We start from the raw sequence: 15154 nt of genomic DNA on the forward strand, positions 1-15154 counted from the left end.
AATCCCCCTCCCACATTTTCCCTGTGTTGTTTGTTAGAGGATCGGTGAGATCAAGCGTGCCACCCGCATCCCCAATTGTTGCAGGCGGCGAGTCTCACGGCTTTCCTCCTGGCTGACCTCATGGGACAGGGCGAAATCGTCCAGCAGCATGTGTTCAACCTGGCTGGCGAAGGCTTCATCCACCGTCAGCAACATCACTTCGAAATTCAGCCGGAACGAACGGTTGTCCAAATTGGCGCTGCCAATGGCGCTGATTTCCCTGTCCACCAACACCACCTTCTGATGCAGAAACCCTGGCGTGTAGCGGAAGACCCGCACGCCTGCGCGCACCGCTTCGATGGCGTACAGGCTGGATGCGGCGTACACGATGCGGTGGTCGGGCCGCGATGGCAGCAGCAGGCGCACGTCCACCCCACGCAGCACCGCCAGGCGCAGGGCGGCAAACACGGCTTCGTCGGGAACGAAGTAGGGGCTGGTGATCCAGACCCGTTCGGTCGCCGCATGGATGGCCTCGACGAAAAACAGCGAGCAGGTTTCATAGGGGTCGGCCGGGCCACTGGCGAGCAGTTGGCAGAGCACGCCGTCTTCAGGATAGGCGTCCGGCAGAATCAGCGGCGGCAGTTCCCGTGCAGCCCAGAACCAGTCCTCGGCAAACGATTCCTGCAGGCACGCCACCACCGGGCCGGTGACCTGCACATGGGTGTCGCGCCATGGCGCCAGCGGTGGTTTCTTGCCCAGGTATTCATCGCCGACGTTATGCCCGCCGACAAACCCGGTAAGACCGTCCACCACCACGATCTTACGATGGTTACGAAAGTTGACCTGGAAGCGATTGAGCCAGCCGCTGCGGGTGGCGAACGCCTTGACCTGTACCCCGGCGTCGCGCAGCGATTGCACGTAGCGATGGGGCAGCGCATGGCTGCCGATACGGTCGTACAGCACGTAGATCGCCACGCCTTGGGCGGCCTTTTCCTTCAACAGGGCCTGCAACTGGCGGCCCAGTTCATCGTCATGAATGATGAAGAATTGGAACAGCACGGCGGTGTTGGCGTTGCGAATGGCCTCGAAGATCGCGCCGAACGTGGCATCACCATTGATCAGCAAGCGCACTTCGTTATTGGCCAGGCACGGCATGCGCCCCAGCTTGGGCATGGCGCGCAGGGAGCCATAGGCGCTGGAGTTGCGTGCCGCGAGGGCTTCCTCTACCCATGGGCGCCAGTTCAGCTCGGTAATCGCCGTGTGCATTTCCTGGTTGGCCTGGCGCCGGGCCTGGATGTAGGCGTCGAAGGTGCTGCGGCCGAAAATCAGGTAGGGGATCAGCGTCAGGTAAGGCATGAACATCAGCGACAAGGCCCAGGCGATCGAGCCTTGGGCGGTGCGGACAGTCAGTACCGCGTGAACTGCGGCGAGGCTCCCGAGAACGTGCAGCGTGGCAATGAAGTAGGCGAGCAGGTGCGGGCCAAAGAAATCCATGAACGACGTAACTCCAGGCAGTCCAGTGCGTAACAGACCATGAACGACGGCGAATGTCGCTATTTTATTTGCCGTGCAACACTGGCCGCTTTGCGGCGTCTAACGCCGACAATTACCCAGGAGTTACCCGATGAATGCTCGTCTGCTAGGTTTGGCCATGGTTGTTGGGTTGTCGCTGCCGGTGGCGGCGCAGGCGCAGATGTTGGCGCCGGGCTTGTGGGAATTGACCACCAGCAATATGAAGGTCGATAACCAGGACCTGCCGGACCTGTCGCTGATCCTCGGTCAGCTCAAGCAACAGATGACCCCTGAACAGCGCGCCATGCTCGAAAAGCAAGGCATCAACATGGCCGGTAAGGGCGTGCAGGTGTGCCTGACCCCTGCCCAGGTCGCCTCCGACTCCATCCCGCTGACCGACCCTCAATCGGGGTGCAAACAGGAAGTGACCGACAAGAGCGGCAACCAGTGGAAATTCCGTTTCAGCTGCCCGAAAGCCCAAGGCACAGGCGTGGCGACATTCCAGAGCCAGAAGGAATTCACCACCACTGTCAACGGTACGTTCAATGCCACCGGCATCCAGCAGAAGGGCAGCTTGGACAGCCACGCCCAATGGCTAGGCAAAGATTGCGGTACGGTCAAGCCACGCGCTTAACGCAGAACCTGCGAGACGGCCCTGGCCGTTGTGACAGGCCAGGTGCCCGGAAACCAGCGCGTGCTGGCTCAGAACTCGTTTTGCAAGGCTTTGTAGCCGCGCACGAGGTCGACGTTGGTGCGCGCCACGTCTTCGGAAAACTCCGAGGCACTGACACTCACCGGCGGGAATTGCGACAAGTCGGTGTTGGGCCCAATGCGAGTGGTGGAGGGCACGTAGAAGGCGGCGGGCAGGTCGCGGCCGTCGACCACTGAGTTGTGGCGCACCACGCAACCATCGCCCACGCCGCAGTTGAACAGCACGCTGTTGAAACCGATAAACACGCGATCGCCGACTGTACAGGGTCCATGGACGATGGAGCGGTGGGCGATGGAGGTGAACTCGCCGATGGTCACTGCCGCACCGGACTTGGAATGGATGACCACGCCGTCCTGGATGTTGGAGTTGGCGCCGATGGTAATCGGGTCCATGGCGCCGCTGGCGTCGACTTCGTCTGCGCGGATCACGGCATAGGGGCCGACGAACACGTTCTCGCCGATAATGACTTTGCCGCAGATGATCGCGGTTTTGTCCACGTAGGCCGATTCAGCAATCACCGGCAGGTCGCCGGTAGGGTTCTTGCGGATCATGGCTTGCTCAAGGCTGCGTAGAGGGTATTGAGGTTGTATTCGAATAGGCCGGTAAAGGTGCTGGCCGGGCCTTCTGCGGCGAGGGCGTCGGAGTACAGCGTGCCGCCGATCTGTGCGCCGCTTTCATCAGCGATCTGTTTGAGCAGGCGCGCATCCTTGATGTTTTCCATGAACACGGCTTTGACCTTGTCCTTGCGAATCTGGGTAATCAGCGCGGCGACTTCGGCGGCCGAAGGGTCACGCTCGGTGGACAAGCCTTGGGGCGCGAGGAACTGGATACCATAGGCCTGGCCCAGGTAACCGAAGGCGTCATGGGAGGTGACGATGCGACGGTTGCCCGGCGGCAGGGCGCCGAACTTGGCCTTGGCGTCGGCCAGCAGGCTATGGATCTGTTTCAGGTAGGCCTGGCTATTACTCAGGTAGGCGTTGGCGTTGTCCGGGTCGGCGGCTGCCAGCGCCTTGGTGATGTTGCTCACATAGATTTCGGCGTTGGCCAGGTTGTGCCAGGCGTGTGGGTCGGGAATGGTTTCGCCATCTTCGTCCATGGTGTGGGAAATCACGCCTTTGCTAGCGGTGACCACAGTGGCCTTGGTTTCGGTGCTGGTCACCAGGCGATCCAGCCATGGCTCGAAACCAAGGCCGTTCTTGATGATGACCTTGGCCTTGAGCAGTGCCTTGGCATCATCCGGGGTGGGTTCATAGGTATGGGCGTCAGCGTCCGGGCCGACCATGTTGCTGATCTGGATATGGTCGCCTCCGATCTGGTGGGTGATGTCATCGAGAATACTGAAGCTGGTGACCACCTGGAGTTTGTCCGCAGCGTGAGCCATCGAAAGCGGCAGTAGCAGACTGAACAGCACGAGTAGGGCGCGCATCGGGAAACACCTCATTGGGATGAAAGCAAAGGCGGGCGGCGCAACAAGCCGTGCACCGGACCGAACACCACGGACAGCAGATACCCGGCGCCCGCCACCAGCACAATGGCCGGGCCGCTGGGCAGTGAGTAGTAGAACGACAGCAACAACCCTAGCCATACCGATAGGCATCCCAGCACTGCCGATACCGCCATCAGTACCGGCAGGCGTCGGCTCCAGAAGCGTGAAGCGATGGCCGGCAGCATCATCAAGCCCACCACCATCAAGGCACCGATGGCCTGAAAACCGATCACCAGATTCAGCACCACCAGGGTCAGGAACACACCATGGGCAAGCGGGCCGAGACGGCTGACAGTCTGCAGAAACAGCGGGTCAAGGGTGTCGAGCAGCAGCGGCTTGTAGATCAGCGCCATGGCGATCAGGCTAAAACCTGAGACCCAGAGCATGCCGGTGAGGGTGGTTTGATCCACCGCCAGGGCTGAACCGAACAGCAGGTGCAGCAGGTCCAGGCGTTTGCCGGCAAGGCCCAGGATCAGTACGCCGGCAGCGAGGGAAATGGGATAGATGGCGGCGAGGCTGGCGTCTTCGCGCAGGCCGGTGCGACGGGTGATCCACGCGGCCAGGCCGGCCATGCTCAGACCGGCGCCGAGGCCGCCAATGGTCAGCGCGGGCAGGCTCAAGCCTGCGAACCAGAAGCCCAGGGCGGCGCCGGGCAAGATGCCGTGTGCCACCGCGTCACCGATCAGGCTCATGCGCCGCAGGATCAGAAACACCCCCAGCGGCGCGGTGCTGCAGGCGAGCACCAACCCGCCGATAAGTGCACGGCGCATAAACACGAATTCATGGAACGGCATCCACAGGTGGGCGCTAAGGTGCATCAGGCCACCTGCATCTGTGGTTGCGGGCGGATCAGCGCTTTGCTGGGGCCGAAGACGCAGCCGGTGTTCTTGATCTGCACCACCTGCTGGGTGTGATAGCGCACAGATGCCAGGTCATGACAGACAACGATCAGCGTGCGGCCCTCACTATGCCATGCGTGGATATGTTGCCAACACAGGGCCTGGCCGTCCTCGTCGAGGGCGGCGTGGGGTTCGTCAAGCAACAGGATCGGCGCGTCGGCCAGGCTCATGCGGGCGAGCAGGGCACGTTGCAGTTCACCTCCGGACAACGCCATCAACGGCCGATGCTCCAGGCCACTGAGGCACCAGTCGTCCAGTACCGCTTGCAAGCGTTGGCTGCGTTCCTCGCTGGTGTGCCGGGTGCCCCAGAAACCGGCGGCGACCAATTCTTGCAAGCTGATGGGGAACTGGCGATCCAAGTGTTGCTGCTGGGGCAGGAACGACAGGCCACCACGGCGTGGAACATCCATGCTGACTTTTCCCGACAATGGCTTTTGCAGGCCAGCAATGACTTTGAGCAAACTGCTCTTGCCCGTGCCGTTGGCGCCGATGATGCCGGTGAGGCTGCCTTTTTCCAGCGTCAAATCCAGTGCCGGCGTCAGTGGTTGACCGGGAGCGCCCCAGCGCAGAGCGTTACAGGTGATCATGCCAGGTCTCTCGTCCAGCGGCTTTCAGCCACGGCATCATGCGCGTGCAGGCTTTCGGCGTGGATCACTTTGAGGTGGAAGGCTTTGACCGCGTCCGAGCGTTTCAAGGCGAGGTTCAGGCGGCGAGCGGCATCTTCGCAGAACATCAGGTTCTGCCCGTTGGCCAGGGCGAAGGCTTGTTCGTCCGCACGTTTCACTGCGGTTTGCACAGCGGTGCCGAGGGCGGTTTCGGCACTGTTGATCAAATCGACTATCGCCAGCTCATTACCTTGCAGGTGAACGTGTAACTGCGCACTGCTGCGCTGGCTATGAGGCGTGGCGACAATGCCATTGGCGCTGTCGAGCCAAGCCAACACGTCTTCGTGCTGCAATGGTGAGTTGGCGAAATCCTCGAGAAATTGCTGCTGAATCAACTGCCTGGCGAGTGCGGCAGAGCATGGGCAAGTTGAGGAATAAGTAACGTCAATTTTTAGTTCCACGTGGAACATCTGGTTTTCCAACCGTGCTTCGATGCTTACCGGGTAACTTTTCCAGCCCGCTAACGGGCTGACCAGCGCCGGGCGCTTAAGCAGTAGATCGGTGTGGATACGCAGGTAGGCGTTCTTAGATAAACCTTCATGACTGGCGAGAAATCGAAGCAGTACATTACGCAGAAGTGCAGGTGTGAGCGGCTGCTGATCGAGCATTTCCAGGGCCAGGTAAAGGCGTGACATATGAATGCCACGGGCCGTGCCATCGTCCAGGCTGACGCCTGCATCGGCAGTGGCGGTCAGGCGCTGACCGTCAATCAAAATGGGCAAGGCGATGCCGCACATGCCTACCCAGTCGAGTGGCAAGGCTTGGCGTGAAGCCTGCGCGGCGATATCCGGCAGAGTCAGCGCATTCATAAGCAGGTCCATCGTTGGAAATAATTCGTCATGTTATAGTATAACAATAACCGCTACGATGAAATTTCTACCCCAGCCTTTGTTCAGTCATGTCGAGCAGGGACGCTCCTTTATCTGCGGTATATGTCATGCACAGACGTCAGCTTCTCAACTTGCTGCTGGTCAGCCCCCTGTTCACCTTGCCTTTGGGCGCCTATGCCACGCAGATTCGCAATGCACGCCTGTGGCGCTCGGACGACAAGCTGCGCCTAGTGTTCGACCTCAGCGGCCCGGTGCAATACAAGACCTTCTCCCTGACGGCTCCGGACCGCTTGATCATCGACTTAAGTGGTGCGGGCCTCAGTGGCGACTTCTCCCAGCTGGCGCTGAAGAACAGTGGGATTACCTCGATCCGTTCCGGGCATTTTGGTAAGAGCGACACGCGCATCGTGTTGGATTTGGTTGCGCCGATGCAGCTCAACAGTTTCGTGCTGCCGCCCCAGGATGGCCAAGGCCATCGCCTGGTGCTCGACCTGACCAACGCCACTCGCGCCCCCCGTCAAATCGTCGCTGAACCGCCGCCGCTAGTGACGCCGGTGGGCAAGGGGCATCCCAAACGCGACATCATCGTGGTGGTCGACCCCGGGCATGGCGGCAAAGACCCGGGTGCCGTCGGTTCCAAGGGCCAGCGCGAAAAGGATGTGGTGCTGTCGATCGCCCAGTTGCTGGCTAAACGCTTGAAACGCGAAAAGGGCTTTGACGTCAAACTGGTGCGCAACGACGACTTCTTTGTGCCGCTGCGCAAACGCGTGGACATCGCCCGTCAGCACAAGGCCGATATGTTTATCTCCGTGCATGCCGACGCCGCCCCACGGCTTAGCGCATCGGGCGCTTCGGTGTATGCATTGTCTGAGGGCGGTGCCACCTCCGCCACAGCGCGTTTCATGGCTCAGCGCGAAAACGGCGCAGACCTGCTGGGCGCCACCACGTTGCTCAATCTGAAGGACAAGGACCCGATGCTGGCCGGGGTGATCCTGGACATGTCGATGAACGCTACCATCGCCTCCAGCCTGCAATTGGGCAGCTCGGTATTGGGCAGCCTGCAAAGCATCACCAGCCTGCATCAGAAGCGTGTGGAACAAGCAGGGTTTGCGGTACTCAAGTCACCGGACGTACCTTCGATCCTGGTGGAAACCGGGTTTATCTCCAATGCGCGGGATGCCCAGCGGCTGGTCACCGCGCGCCACCAGCAAGCGGTGGCGGATGGACTTTTCGAAGGTTTGAAAAGTTACTTCCAGAAGAACCCGCCGATGAACAGCTACATGGCCTGGGTGCAGGAACAGAAGAACGCCCAGGCTTAACAGCCGGTCATTCGGCTGCAAGTGAACTTGGCACTGGCACCACCTGAGCTGGAAAAGCGGTTGAGGGTGGTCCAGCCCACACGCCGCGTGTAACCGACCCACGCCTCGCCATCGGATGCCAACCCGGTAAAGAACGTCAGCTGCCCATAGCGGCTGTTGGTCTGCGCCCAGTAGCGTTTACCGATCACTTCAAAGCCGCGCAAATAGGTGGTGCTGCCCACGGTCGCCACGCTATAGGCATTGCCCAACGGGTCCACGCACGCCAGCAGGTTGGCGCTGCGAGTGCAGTTGGCCAACAGACTGGGCGTTTGGGCGCAGGCAGGCCCTGCGGCTGCCACGAGCAGGGCGCACATCAGGTATCTCATCGAATTTTCTCTGGGTAAGAAGATGATCAAGCATTGCGCCCTTCGTCGCGTCGAACAAGGGGATTGGCTTATTTGCATTGTTATACTATAACATAAAAACACAGCCTGACCCGTGAACCGCTTCCCATGACCGAACAAGACCTTCTGGCCCAACCGCCTGCCGACTACATGAACGACGCCCAACAGCGCTTCTTCCGCGAGCTGCTGCTGGCTCAGCGCAATGAGCTGCAAGCCCGTATCGACGCTGAGTTCCAGGCGCTGCGCGAGCAGGAAACCAATAGCGACCTGGCGGATATCGGCAGTGCCGAAGAACAACGTCAATGGCAACTGCGCCTGCTGGAGCGGGAAAAGAAGCTGTTGGACAAGATCGACGATGCCCTGGAGCTGCTGGCCCGCGGTGAATACGGCTGGTGCCGTGAAACCGGCGAGCCCATCGGCCTGCAGCGCCTGCTGCTGCGCCCCACCGCGACCCTGTGCATTGAAGCCAAAGAACGTGAAGAGCTGCGCGAACGCCATAAACGGGCAGTTTGACCGGCCAACCCTGATGAGGAATACCTGATGCCCAATCGTCTCCCCGTGACCGTGTTATCCGGCTTTCTCGGTGCCGGTAAAAGTACGCTGCTCAACTACGTCTTGCGTAACCGCGACAACCTGCGGGTAGCGGTGATCGTCAATGACATGAGCGAAATCAACATCGACGGCAGCGAGGTTCAGCGCGACGTCACGCTCAATCGTTCGGAAGAAAAACTGGTGGAGATGAGCAACGGCTGCATCTGTTGCACCTTGCGTGAAGACTTGCTCGAAGAAGTCGGAAAACTCGCCAAGGAAGGTCGGTTCGATTACCTCCTGATTGAATCCACCGGTATTTCCGAGCCTCTGCCCGTGGCCGAAACCTTCACCTTTCGCGATGAAAACGAGCAAAGCCTGGCCGACATTGCGCGGCTGGACACCATGGTCACCGTGGTCGACGGTATGAACTTCCTGCTCGACTACCAGGCCGCTGAAAGCCTGGCTTCACGGGGCGAAACCCTCGGAGAAGAGGATGAGCGTTCCATCACCGACCTGTTGATTGAGCAGATCGAGTTTGCCGACGTCATCCTTATCAGCAAGATCGACCTGATCAGCAGCCGCGAGCGCGAAGAGCTGATGGCGATCCTCGAGCGCCTTAATGCCCAGGCGGAAATCATCCCGATGGTCATGGGCGAGGTGCCGCTGCACAAGATCCTCAACACCGGTCGTTTCGACTTCGAACGCGCCGCCCAGGCCCCGGGTTGGCTACAGGAATTGCGCGGTGAACATGTGCCGGAAACCGAAGAGTATGGGATCGCTTCCACCGCTTACCGTGCGCGTCGGCCCTTCCACCCACAGCGTTTTTTCGACTTTATCGACCGCCCGTGGGTGAACGGCAAGCTGCTGCGTTCCAAGGGCTTCTTCTGGTTGGCCAGCAAGCATCAGGACGCTGGCAGTTGGTCCCAGGCCGGCGGGTTGATGCGCCACGGGTTTGCCGGGCGTTGGTGGCGCTTTGTGCCAAAAAGCCAATGGCCCCAGGACGAAGAAAGCGTCGCGGCGATCATGGGAAACTGGCAATTGAATACCGGTGACTGCCGGCAGGAACTGGTGTTTATCGGGCAAAACATCGACTTCAACCAGATGCGTGCCGAGCTGGATGCCTGCTTGCTCAATGATGAAGAAATGGCCCTGGGCGTCGAAAGCTGGCGCATGCTGCCTGATCCTTTTGGCCCTTGGTATGAGCAGGTAGCCTGATGCTGGCCCCGGTTATTCCCCTGCGCCCCGTGATCCGCCAGACCCGCGGGGAAACACCGTTGGCGCTGTCAGACATTCTCGAAGATGGCGTCAACCTGGCAGTCTGGCAGCGCCATTTGCCCCTGCATATTGCCGAATTCGGCGCCTTACTGGTGGCGCTCAATGAGCCGTTAGCCGAGTCCTTGGTGATTGAGCTCGACAACGAAGACGCCGTACCTAACCTGCAGGGTTTGGCGTCCAGTTGTCGGGATCTTGAAGGTTACGACGGGTTTATTGCCGATGTGTCGTGGCTGGTCAGCGCATTCGCCTGCCTGCTCGGCGCCAGGCGTATCGGCGTGCGCCTGCGGCTGTTGGATAAGGCCATGTGCCCGCGCTTTCACGTCGACCATGTGCCGGTCCGGCTGATCACCACTTATGCCGGCATCGGCAGCCAATGGTTGCGCGAAGGTGTCATGGACCGGCGCCAATTGAGCCAGGCAGACGCTGAGCCCTCCGAGCGCATCGAGCAGATTCACTGCGGCGAAGTGGCGTTGCTCAAGGGGACGAAATGGCACGGTAACGAAGGGCATGGCCTGATCCACCGTTCGCCAGCGCTCCAGGCCGATGAGCGACGGTTGATCCTGACGCTGGATTGGCTGGCATAACCGGGTAGGATCAAGCTCTCTACACGGTCTGAATGATGCTTCCCATGCTGCAGAATATTCCCACCCACGTGATTGCCGGCCCGTTGGGCGCCGGCAAGACCAGCCTGATCCAGCACCTGCTCGCCCAGCGCCCGGCCAACGAGCGCTGGGCGGTGCTGATCAATGAGTTCGGCCAGATCGGCCTGGACGCGGCCTTGCTCACCCAAGACGATGATGGCATCGCCCTCGGTGAAGTGGCCGGGGGCTGCGTGTGCTGTGTGAATGGTGCACCGTTCCAGGTCGGGCTGAGCCGCTTGCTCCGTAAGGCCAAGCCGGATCGGTTGTTTATCGAACCTTCGGGCCTGGGCCATCCGATGCAGTTGCTCAAACAGCTGCGAGAGGCGCCATGGCAAGGCGTGCTGGCGGTACAGCCCTGTGTCCTGGTGCTGGATGCCCAGGCCTTGGCGGTGGGGAAGCCTTTGCCGCAGGCACAGCAAGAGGCATTGGCCAGCGCCGGCCTGCTGGTGCTGAACAAGGACGAGGCGCTGGATGCAGCACAACGTCAGGCGATTGAAGCGCAATTACCCGCATGCGCAGTGTATTGGACACGCCAGGCGCAATTGCCGCTTGAGCGGTTGCCAGGCTTGGATGCGCAGGCCCAAGGCGCTGTGGGTAACTTCGAGGTCCCTGAGGGGCTGGCGCAAATGCCGGCCATCTGGAGTGATCCTGCGCTGCCGATCTGTCTGAGCCAGGGCCAGGAGGGCGGCTGGAGTATCGGCTGGCGTTGGCACCCGAGCCAGCAATTCGAGATCAGCCGTCTGCATCATTGGCTATCAGGCCTCGACTGGCGGCGTGCCAAACTGGTTATCCACAGTGTCGACGGCTGGGTCTCGGCCAACGCTGTGGATAACAGCCCTCTAGTTTGGCGACCCAGCGAATGGCGGCGGGATTCGCGGATTGAATTGATCTTCAGCGAGCCACAGGATGTGGCCACCTTGCAGGAAGCACTGGCAGCCTGTCGTTACTGACGGTTCTTGGTCGCGTGGTCCTGGCGCCATTGGCTCAATTCGATCACCTCGGCGGTGGGCAACGGCTCCTTGGCCTCGAACGGGTAGGGCGCCAGCTCGATCTGCGCACTGTGGGCGCCGAACTGGGTAATGATCCCGGCATGCCGGGTTTCCCCGGTCACGGTGAATTCGAAAGTGTAGACACGTGCCAGGCGCCGCCGGCCATTGGCATCCTTGACGAAACCGATGCGTTTGAGTGCCACCGCACCATCGAGCAGTTCGATATCAAGCTTGGCGCAATGCTGCTTGACCCGCTCCAGCGCGCGCTCACGCAGGCCGTGGTTGTGCCAGACCCAGGCGGCGCCGGTCGCCAGCAGCATCAACACGAACATGTTTCCCAGGGTCAGCATTCCATGAACTCCAACAAAGTGAGAGCAGCTTAACTGTGTCGCCGGTCTGTCGTACAGGCTGCGTTTAGTCGCATACTGCGCGGCCAGAATTTCAACGGCTTGACGGAAATCTCCCGCATGAAACGCACACCTCATCTGCTTGCGATCCAGTCTCATGTGGTCTTTGGCCACGCCGGAAACAGCGCCGCCGTATTCCCTATGCAGCGGGTCGGGGTGAACGTCTGGCCGCTCAACACGGTGCAATTCTCCAACCACACTCAGTATGGACAATGGGCGGGGGAAGTGTTGGCGCCGCAGCAAATTCCGGCGCTGGTGGAAGGTATTGCCGCGATTGGTGAGCTGGGCAACTGCGATGCGGTGCTGTCCGGCTACCTCGGCAGTGCAGCTCAAGGCCGCGCGATCCTTAGCGGTGTCGCCCGCATCAAGGCGATCAACCCCAAGGCGCTGTACCTGTGTGACCCGGTGATGGGCCACCCGGAAAAGGGCTGCATCGTGCCACAGGAGGTCAGCGATTTCCTGCTGGATGAGGCCGCAGCCATGGCGGATTTCCTCTGCCCCAATCAGCTGGAGCTGGATAGCTTTGCCGGTCGCAAGCCGCAGTCGCTGTTCGATTGCCTCGCAATGGCCAAGGCCTTGCTGGCACGTGGGCCCAAGGCGGTGCTGGTCAAGCACTTGGATTACCCGGGCAAACTGCCGGACGGCTTCGAGATGCTGTTGGTGACCGAAGACGGCAGCTGGCACTTGCGTCGGCCGCTGCTGGCGTTCCCGCGTCAGCCAGTGGGCGTGGGCGACCTGACGTCGGGCCTGTTCCTGGCGCGGGTGCTGCTGGGCGATAGCCTGGTGGCAGCCTTTGAGTTCACCGCCGCGGCAGTGCATGAAGTGCTGCTGGAAACCCAGGCCTGCGCCAGTTATGAACTGGAACTGGTGCGGGCCCAGGATCGCATTGCCCATCCTCGTGTACGCTTCGAAGCCACACCGATCAGTCTGTAAGTACGCAAAAACCAGTGTGGGAGGGGGTTTACAGGTTTTGAACTAAGGCGCTTCGTCTTTGATTTCCTGATAACGCTTTTCCAGCTCCTGGCGAATCTGCCGACGCTGCTGGGCCTGCACAAAGCGGCGTTTGTCCTCGCTGTTCTGCGGCTGCAAGGGCGGCACGGCGGCGGGTTTGCGCTGGTCGTCCACGGCCACCATGGTGAAGAAGCAGCTGTTGGTATGGCGCACCGAGCGTTCACGAATGTTCTCGGTCACTACCTTGATGCCCACTTCCATCGAGGTATTGCCGGTGTAGTTGACCGACGCCAGGAAAGTCACCAGTTCACCGACATGGATCGGTTCGCGAAAAATCACCTGGTCCACCGACAGCGTCACCACGTAACGGCCGGCATAACGGCTGGCGCAGGCGTAGGCCACTTCGTCGAGATACTTAAGCAGCGTGCCGCCGTGGACATTGCCTGAGAAGTTGGCCATGTCAGGGGTCATCAATACCGTCATCGACAGCTGGGCGTTTCCGGGTTCCATAGCACACTCACGGGTTGTAGGCATTGGTTGGGGGAGGGGGCACCTCTGCGGGTGCTGAAGTCTTTGCAGCGCCATCCCTAACGGGACGCCAGTGGGCGGCTTGCCGTCACGCGCTCGGCGATCTGTTTCCATATATTGCACCGGCTTTTCAGCAGAAGTCGCGGTGTTAACCTTCAAAAGCCCATCTCAGGGCTTTTCTTACGTTCAAGGCAGACTTTTCCTTCCGCTCTTTGCGACCCTACAAAGGCGCGGCCGGAAGTGGGAAAAGCGCCAGTACCCTCAAGGAGCCCCTCGCCATGCACGCCATCAGCTTTATCCAGGACCTGGCCGTGATCATGCTGGTAGCAGGGGTCGTCACCATCCTGTTTCATCGCCTCAAACAGCCGGTGGTACTGGGCTATATCGTCGCGGGCTTCATTATCGGCCCCCATACTCCGCCGTTTGGCCTGATCCACGACGAAGACACCATCAAAACCCTGGCCGAGCTGGGGGTGATCTTCCTGATGTTCTGCCTGGGCCTGGAGTTCAGCCTGCGCAAGCTGTTCAAAGTGGGGGCCACGGCGTTTATCGCGGCGTTCCTTGAGATCGTCCTGATGATCTGGATCGGCTACGAGATCGGCCGCTGGTTCGATTGGAGCACCATGGACTCGCTGTTTCTCGGCGCGATCCTGGCGATCTCCTCGACCACCATCATCGTCAAGGCCCTCAATGACCTTAAGATGAAAGACCAGCGTTTCGCCCAGCTGATTTTTGGCGTGCTGATCGTCGAGGACATCCTGGGTATCGGCATCATTGCCTTGCTGTCGAGCATCGCCGTCAGTGGCACGGTCAGCTCCGGCGAGGTGTTCTCCACGGTCGGCAAGCTGTCCTTGTTCATGATCGTTGCGCTGGTGATCGGCATTTTGCTGGTGCCGCGCCTGCTGGCTTATGTGGCCAAGTTTGAAAGCAATGAGATGCTGCTGATCACCGTGCTGGGCTTGTGCTTCGGTTTCTGCCTGTTGGTGGTGAAACTGGAATACAGCATGGTGCTCGGGGCCTTTTTGATTGGCGCGATCATGGCTGAATCCCGTCAATTGATTAAGATCGAGGGCCTGATCGAGCCGGTTCGCGACATGTTCAGTGCAATCTTCTTTGTCGCGATAGGGTTGATGATCGACCCTCATATCCTGCTGCAATACGCCTGGCCGATTGCGGTGATCACCGTGGCGGTGGTGCTGGGCAAGATGCTGTCCTGCGGCCTGGGAGCCTTTATCGCCGGCAATGATGGCCGCACTTCGCTGCGGGTCGGCATGGGGCTGTCACAGATTGGCGAATTTTCTTTCATCATTGCAGCATTGGGAATGACCCTGCAGGTGACCAGCGACTTCCTGTATCCGGTGGCGGTGGCTGTTTCGGCGATTACCACGCTGCTGACGCCCTACCTGATTCGCGGCGCCGATCCACTGTCATTGAAGATCGCAGCGGTAATGCCCAAGCGCATGAGCCGGGTCTTCGGCATGTATGGCGAGTGGCTGCGCAGCATCCAGCCTCAGGGCGAGGGGGCGATGCTGGCCTCGATGATTCGCAAGATCATCCTGCAAGTAGGGGTCAACCTGGCACTGGTGATCGCGATCTTCTTCGCGGGTAGTTATTTCGCCGCACGCATCGGCGGGTACCTGGAGGGATGGATCAGTGATCCGAGCTGGCAGAAGGCATTGATCTGGGGTGGGGCACTGCTGTTATCGCTGCCGTTCCTGATTGCGGCGTATCGCAAGCTCAAGGCACTGTCGATGTTGTTGGCAGAGATGAGTGTGAAGCCGGAGATGGCCGGGCGGCATACCCAGCGCGTGCGACGGGTGATTGCGGAGCTGATCCCCATCTTGTCACTGCTGGTGATCTTCCTGCTACTGGCAGCCTTGTCGGCCAGCATTCTGCCGACCAACAAGTTGCTGGTGTTGATCGCCGTGGTCACGGCGGCGGTGGCGGCGGTGCTCTGGCGCTGGTTTATCCGTGTGCATACGCGGATGCAGGTGGCCTTGTTGGAAACGCTGGATAACCACAAGGATACGCAGTAGGAGCGAGCGTG

At 60.3% G+C, this 15154-nt stretch carries 17 protein-coding genes; 8 read left to right on the plus strand and 9 right to left on the minus strand.

Annotation, left to right across the window (positions count from 1 at the left end):
• Positions 1-33: 33 nt before the first annotated feature.
• Entirely contained in the window at positions 34-1473 is a 1440-nt protein-coding gene (gene cls, locus NMB39_RS00185; RefSeq protein ID WP_494339735.1) for a cardiolipin synthase, read from the minus strand.
• Positions 1474-1603: 130 nt separating this feature from the next.
• Here cls and NMB39_RS00190 point away from each other — a divergent pair, with 130 nt between their 5' ends.
• Positions 1604-2125 (plus strand): DUF3617 domain-containing protein, encoded by a 522-nt coding sequence (locus tag NMB39_RS00190; protein ID WP_057023261.1) that lies wholly within the window; start codon positions 1604-1606, stop codon positions 2123-2125.
• A gap of 68 nt (positions 2126-2193) precedes the next feature.
• On the opposite strand, the gene NMB39_RS00195 is transcribed toward NMB39_RS00190, so the two are convergent.
• From NMB39_RS00195 to folE2, 5 genes are read right to left on the minus strand one after another with little or no spacing between them, the layout of a single operon-like run.
• Positions 2194-2754: a gamma carbonic anhydrase family protein gene (locus NMB39_RS00195; RefSeq protein WP_306956723.1), complete on the minus strand. Its 561-nt coding sequence runs from the start codon at positions 2752-2754 to the stop codon at positions 2194-2196.
• The gene (locus NMB39_RS00200; protein ID WP_198719159.1) at positions 2751-3629 is read right to left on the minus strand and encodes a metal ABC transporter substrate-binding protein; all 879 of its coding nucleotides are present in this window, start codon (positions 3627-3629) and stop codon (positions 2751-2753) included. The genes NMB39_RS00195 and NMB39_RS00200 overlap by 4 nt, the downstream gene beginning before the upstream one ends.
• 11 nt (positions 3630-3640) lie before the next feature.
• Positions 3641-4507, minus strand: coding sequence for a metal ABC transporter permease (locus NMB39_RS00205; protein ID WP_046070174.1), 867 nt, complete (start codon positions 4505-4507; stop codon positions 3641-3643).
• Complete coding sequence (locus NMB39_RS00210; protein ID WP_198719160.1) at positions 4507-5175, minus strand: metal ABC transporter ATP-binding protein; 669 nt, start codon at positions 5173-5175, stop codon at positions 4507-4509. The genes NMB39_RS00205 and NMB39_RS00210 overlap by 1 nt, the downstream gene beginning before the upstream one ends.
• A complete protein-coding gene (folE2, locus tag NMB39_RS00215) occupies positions 5172-6062 on the minus strand; it encodes a GTP cyclohydrolase FolE2 (RefSeq protein WP_494339734.1) in 891 nt (296 codons plus the stop codon). The genes NMB39_RS00210 and folE2 overlap by 4 nt, the downstream gene beginning before the upstream one ends.
• A 128-nt stretch (positions 6063-6190) precedes the next feature.
• Here folE2 and NMB39_RS00220 point away from each other — a divergent pair, with 128 nt between their 5' ends.
• Entirely contained in the window at positions 6191-7402 is a 1212-nt protein-coding gene (locus NMB39_RS00220; protein WP_494339733.1) for an N-acetylmuramoyl-L-alanine amidase, read from the plus strand.
• On the opposite strand, the gene NMB39_RS00225 is transcribed toward NMB39_RS00220, so the two are convergent.
• Positions 7399-7767: a glutamine synthetase gene (locus tag NMB39_RS00225; protein ID WP_068965818.1), complete on the minus strand. Its 369-nt coding sequence runs from the start codon at positions 7765-7767 to the stop codon at positions 7399-7401. The genes NMB39_RS00220 and NMB39_RS00225 overlap by 4 nt on opposite strands.
• Before the next feature lie 126 nt (positions 7768-7893).
• Between NMB39_RS00225 and dksA the strand changes: the two genes are divergently transcribed.
• From dksA to NMB39_RS00245, 4 genes are read left to right on the plus strand one after another with little or no spacing between them, the layout of a single operon-like run.
• Positions 7894-8298 (plus strand): RNA polymerase-binding protein DksA, encoded by a 405-nt coding sequence (gene dksA, locus NMB39_RS00230; RefSeq protein ID WP_043048182.1) that lies wholly within the window; start codon positions 7894-7896, stop codon positions 8296-8298.
• Between the two features lie 27 nt (positions 8299-8325).
• The gene (gene zigA, locus NMB39_RS00235) at positions 8326-9531 is read left to right on the plus strand and encodes a zinc metallochaperone GTPase ZigA (RefSeq protein ID WP_057023268.1); all 1206 of its coding nucleotides are present in this window, start codon (positions 8326-8328) and stop codon (positions 9529-9531) included.
• A complete protein-coding gene (locus NMB39_RS00240; RefSeq protein WP_057023269.1) occupies positions 9531-10175 on the plus strand; it encodes a DUF1826 domain-containing protein in 645 nt (214 codons plus the stop codon). The genes zigA and NMB39_RS00240 overlap by 1 nt, the downstream gene beginning before the upstream one ends.
• Before the next feature lie 44 nt (positions 10176-10219).
• Positions 10220-11182: a CobW family GTP-binding protein gene (locus NMB39_RS00245; RefSeq protein ID WP_057023270.1), complete on the plus strand. Its 963-nt coding sequence runs from the start codon at positions 10220-10222 to the stop codon at positions 11180-11182.
• Here the strand turns inward: NMB39_RS00245 and NMB39_RS00250 are convergent.
• A complete protein-coding gene (locus tag NMB39_RS00250) occupies positions 11176-11571 on the minus strand; it encodes a DUF3301 domain-containing protein (protein ID WP_057023271.1) in 396 nt (131 codons plus the stop codon). The two genes, NMB39_RS00245 and NMB39_RS00250, sit on opposite strands and share 7 nt — an antisense overlap.
• A gap of 117 nt (positions 11572-11688) precedes the next feature.
• On the opposite strand from NMB39_RS00250, the gene pdxY reads away from it, so the two are divergent.
• Entirely contained in the window at positions 11689-12561 is an 873-nt protein-coding gene (pdxY, locus tag NMB39_RS00255) for a pyridoxal kinase PdxY (protein WP_057023272.1), read from the plus strand.
• A gap of 42 nt (positions 12562-12603) precedes the next feature.
• On the opposite strand, the gene NMB39_RS00260 is transcribed toward pdxY, so the two are convergent.
• A complete protein-coding gene (locus NMB39_RS00260; protein WP_043048172.1) occupies positions 12604-13089 on the minus strand; it encodes an acyl-CoA thioesterase in 486 nt (161 codons plus the stop codon).
• Positions 13090-13385: 296 nt separating this feature from the next.
• Between NMB39_RS00260 and NMB39_RS00265 the strand changes: the two genes are divergently transcribed.
• Entirely contained in the window at positions 13386-15143 is a 1758-nt protein-coding gene (locus NMB39_RS00265; protein ID WP_057023273.1) for a cation:proton antiporter, read from the plus strand.
• Positions 15144-15154 lie beyond the last annotated feature (11 nt).

Source organism: Pseudomonas sp. FBCC-B545, from assembly GCF_059134095.1.

Bases quoted from the DNA above. Each gene is read 5' to 3' on its own strand.
- cls (WP_494339735.1), bottom strand. From the start codon at position 1,473: ATGGATTTCTTTGGCCCGCACCTGCTCGCCTACTTCATTGCCACGCTG.
- NMB39_RS00190 (WP_057023261.1), top strand. From the start codon at position 1,604: ATGAATGCTCGTCTGCTAGGTTTGGCCATGGTTGTTGGGTTGTCGCTG.
- NMB39_RS00195 (WP_306956723.1), bottom strand. From the start codon at position 2,754: ATGATCCGCAAGAACCCTACCGGCGACCTGCCGGTGATTGCTGAATCG.
- NMB39_RS00200 (WP_198719159.1), bottom strand. From the start codon at position 3,629: ATGCGCGCCCTACTCGTGCTGTTCAGTCTGCTACTGCCGCTTTCGATG.
- NMB39_RS00205 (WP_046070174.1), bottom strand. From the start codon at position 4,507: ATGCACCTTAGCGCCCACCTGTGGATGCCGTTCCATGAATTCGTGTTT.
- NMB39_RS00210 (WP_198719160.1), bottom strand. From the start codon at position 5,175: ATGATCACCTGTAACGCTCTGCGCTGGGGCGCTCCCGGTCAACCACTG.
- folE2 (WP_494339734.1), bottom strand. From the start codon at position 6,062: ATGAATGCGCTGACTCTGCCGGATATCGCCGCGCAGGCTTCACGCCAA.
- NMB39_RS00220 (WP_494339733.1), top strand. From the start codon at position 6,191: ATGCACAGACGTCAGCTTCTCAACTTGCTGCTGGTCAGCCCCCTGTTC.
- NMB39_RS00225 (WP_068965818.1), bottom strand. From the start codon at position 7,767: ATGAGATACCTGATGTGCGCCCTGCTCGTGGCAGCCGCAGGGCCTGCC.
- dksA (WP_043048182.1), top strand. From the start codon at position 7,894: ATGACCGAACAAGACCTTCTGGCCCAACCGCCTGCCGACTACATGAAC.
- zigA (WP_057023268.1), top strand. From the start codon at position 8,326: ATGCCCAATCGTCTCCCCGTGACCGTGTTATCCGGCTTTCTCGGTGCC.
- NMB39_RS00240 (WP_057023269.1), top strand. From the start codon at position 9,531: ATGCTGGCCCCGGTTATTCCCCTGCGCCCCGTGATCCGCCAGACCCGC.
- NMB39_RS00245 (WP_057023270.1), top strand. From the start codon at position 10,220: ATGCTGCAGAATATTCCCACCCACGTGATTGCCGGCCCGTTGGGCGCC.
- NMB39_RS00250 (WP_057023271.1), bottom strand. From the start codon at position 11,571: ATGCTGACCCTGGGAAACATGTTCGTGTTGATGCTGCTGGCGACCGGC.
- pdxY (WP_057023272.1), top strand. From the start codon at position 11,689: ATGAAACGCACACCTCATCTGCTTGCGATCCAGTCTCATGTGGTCTTT.
- NMB39_RS00260 (WP_043048172.1), bottom strand. From the start codon at position 13,089: ATGGAACCCGGAAACGCCCAGCTGTCGATGACGGTATTGATGACCCCT.
- NMB39_RS00265 (WP_057023273.1), top strand. From the start codon at position 13,386: ATGCACGCCATCAGCTTTATCCAGGACCTGGCCGTGATCATGCTGGTA.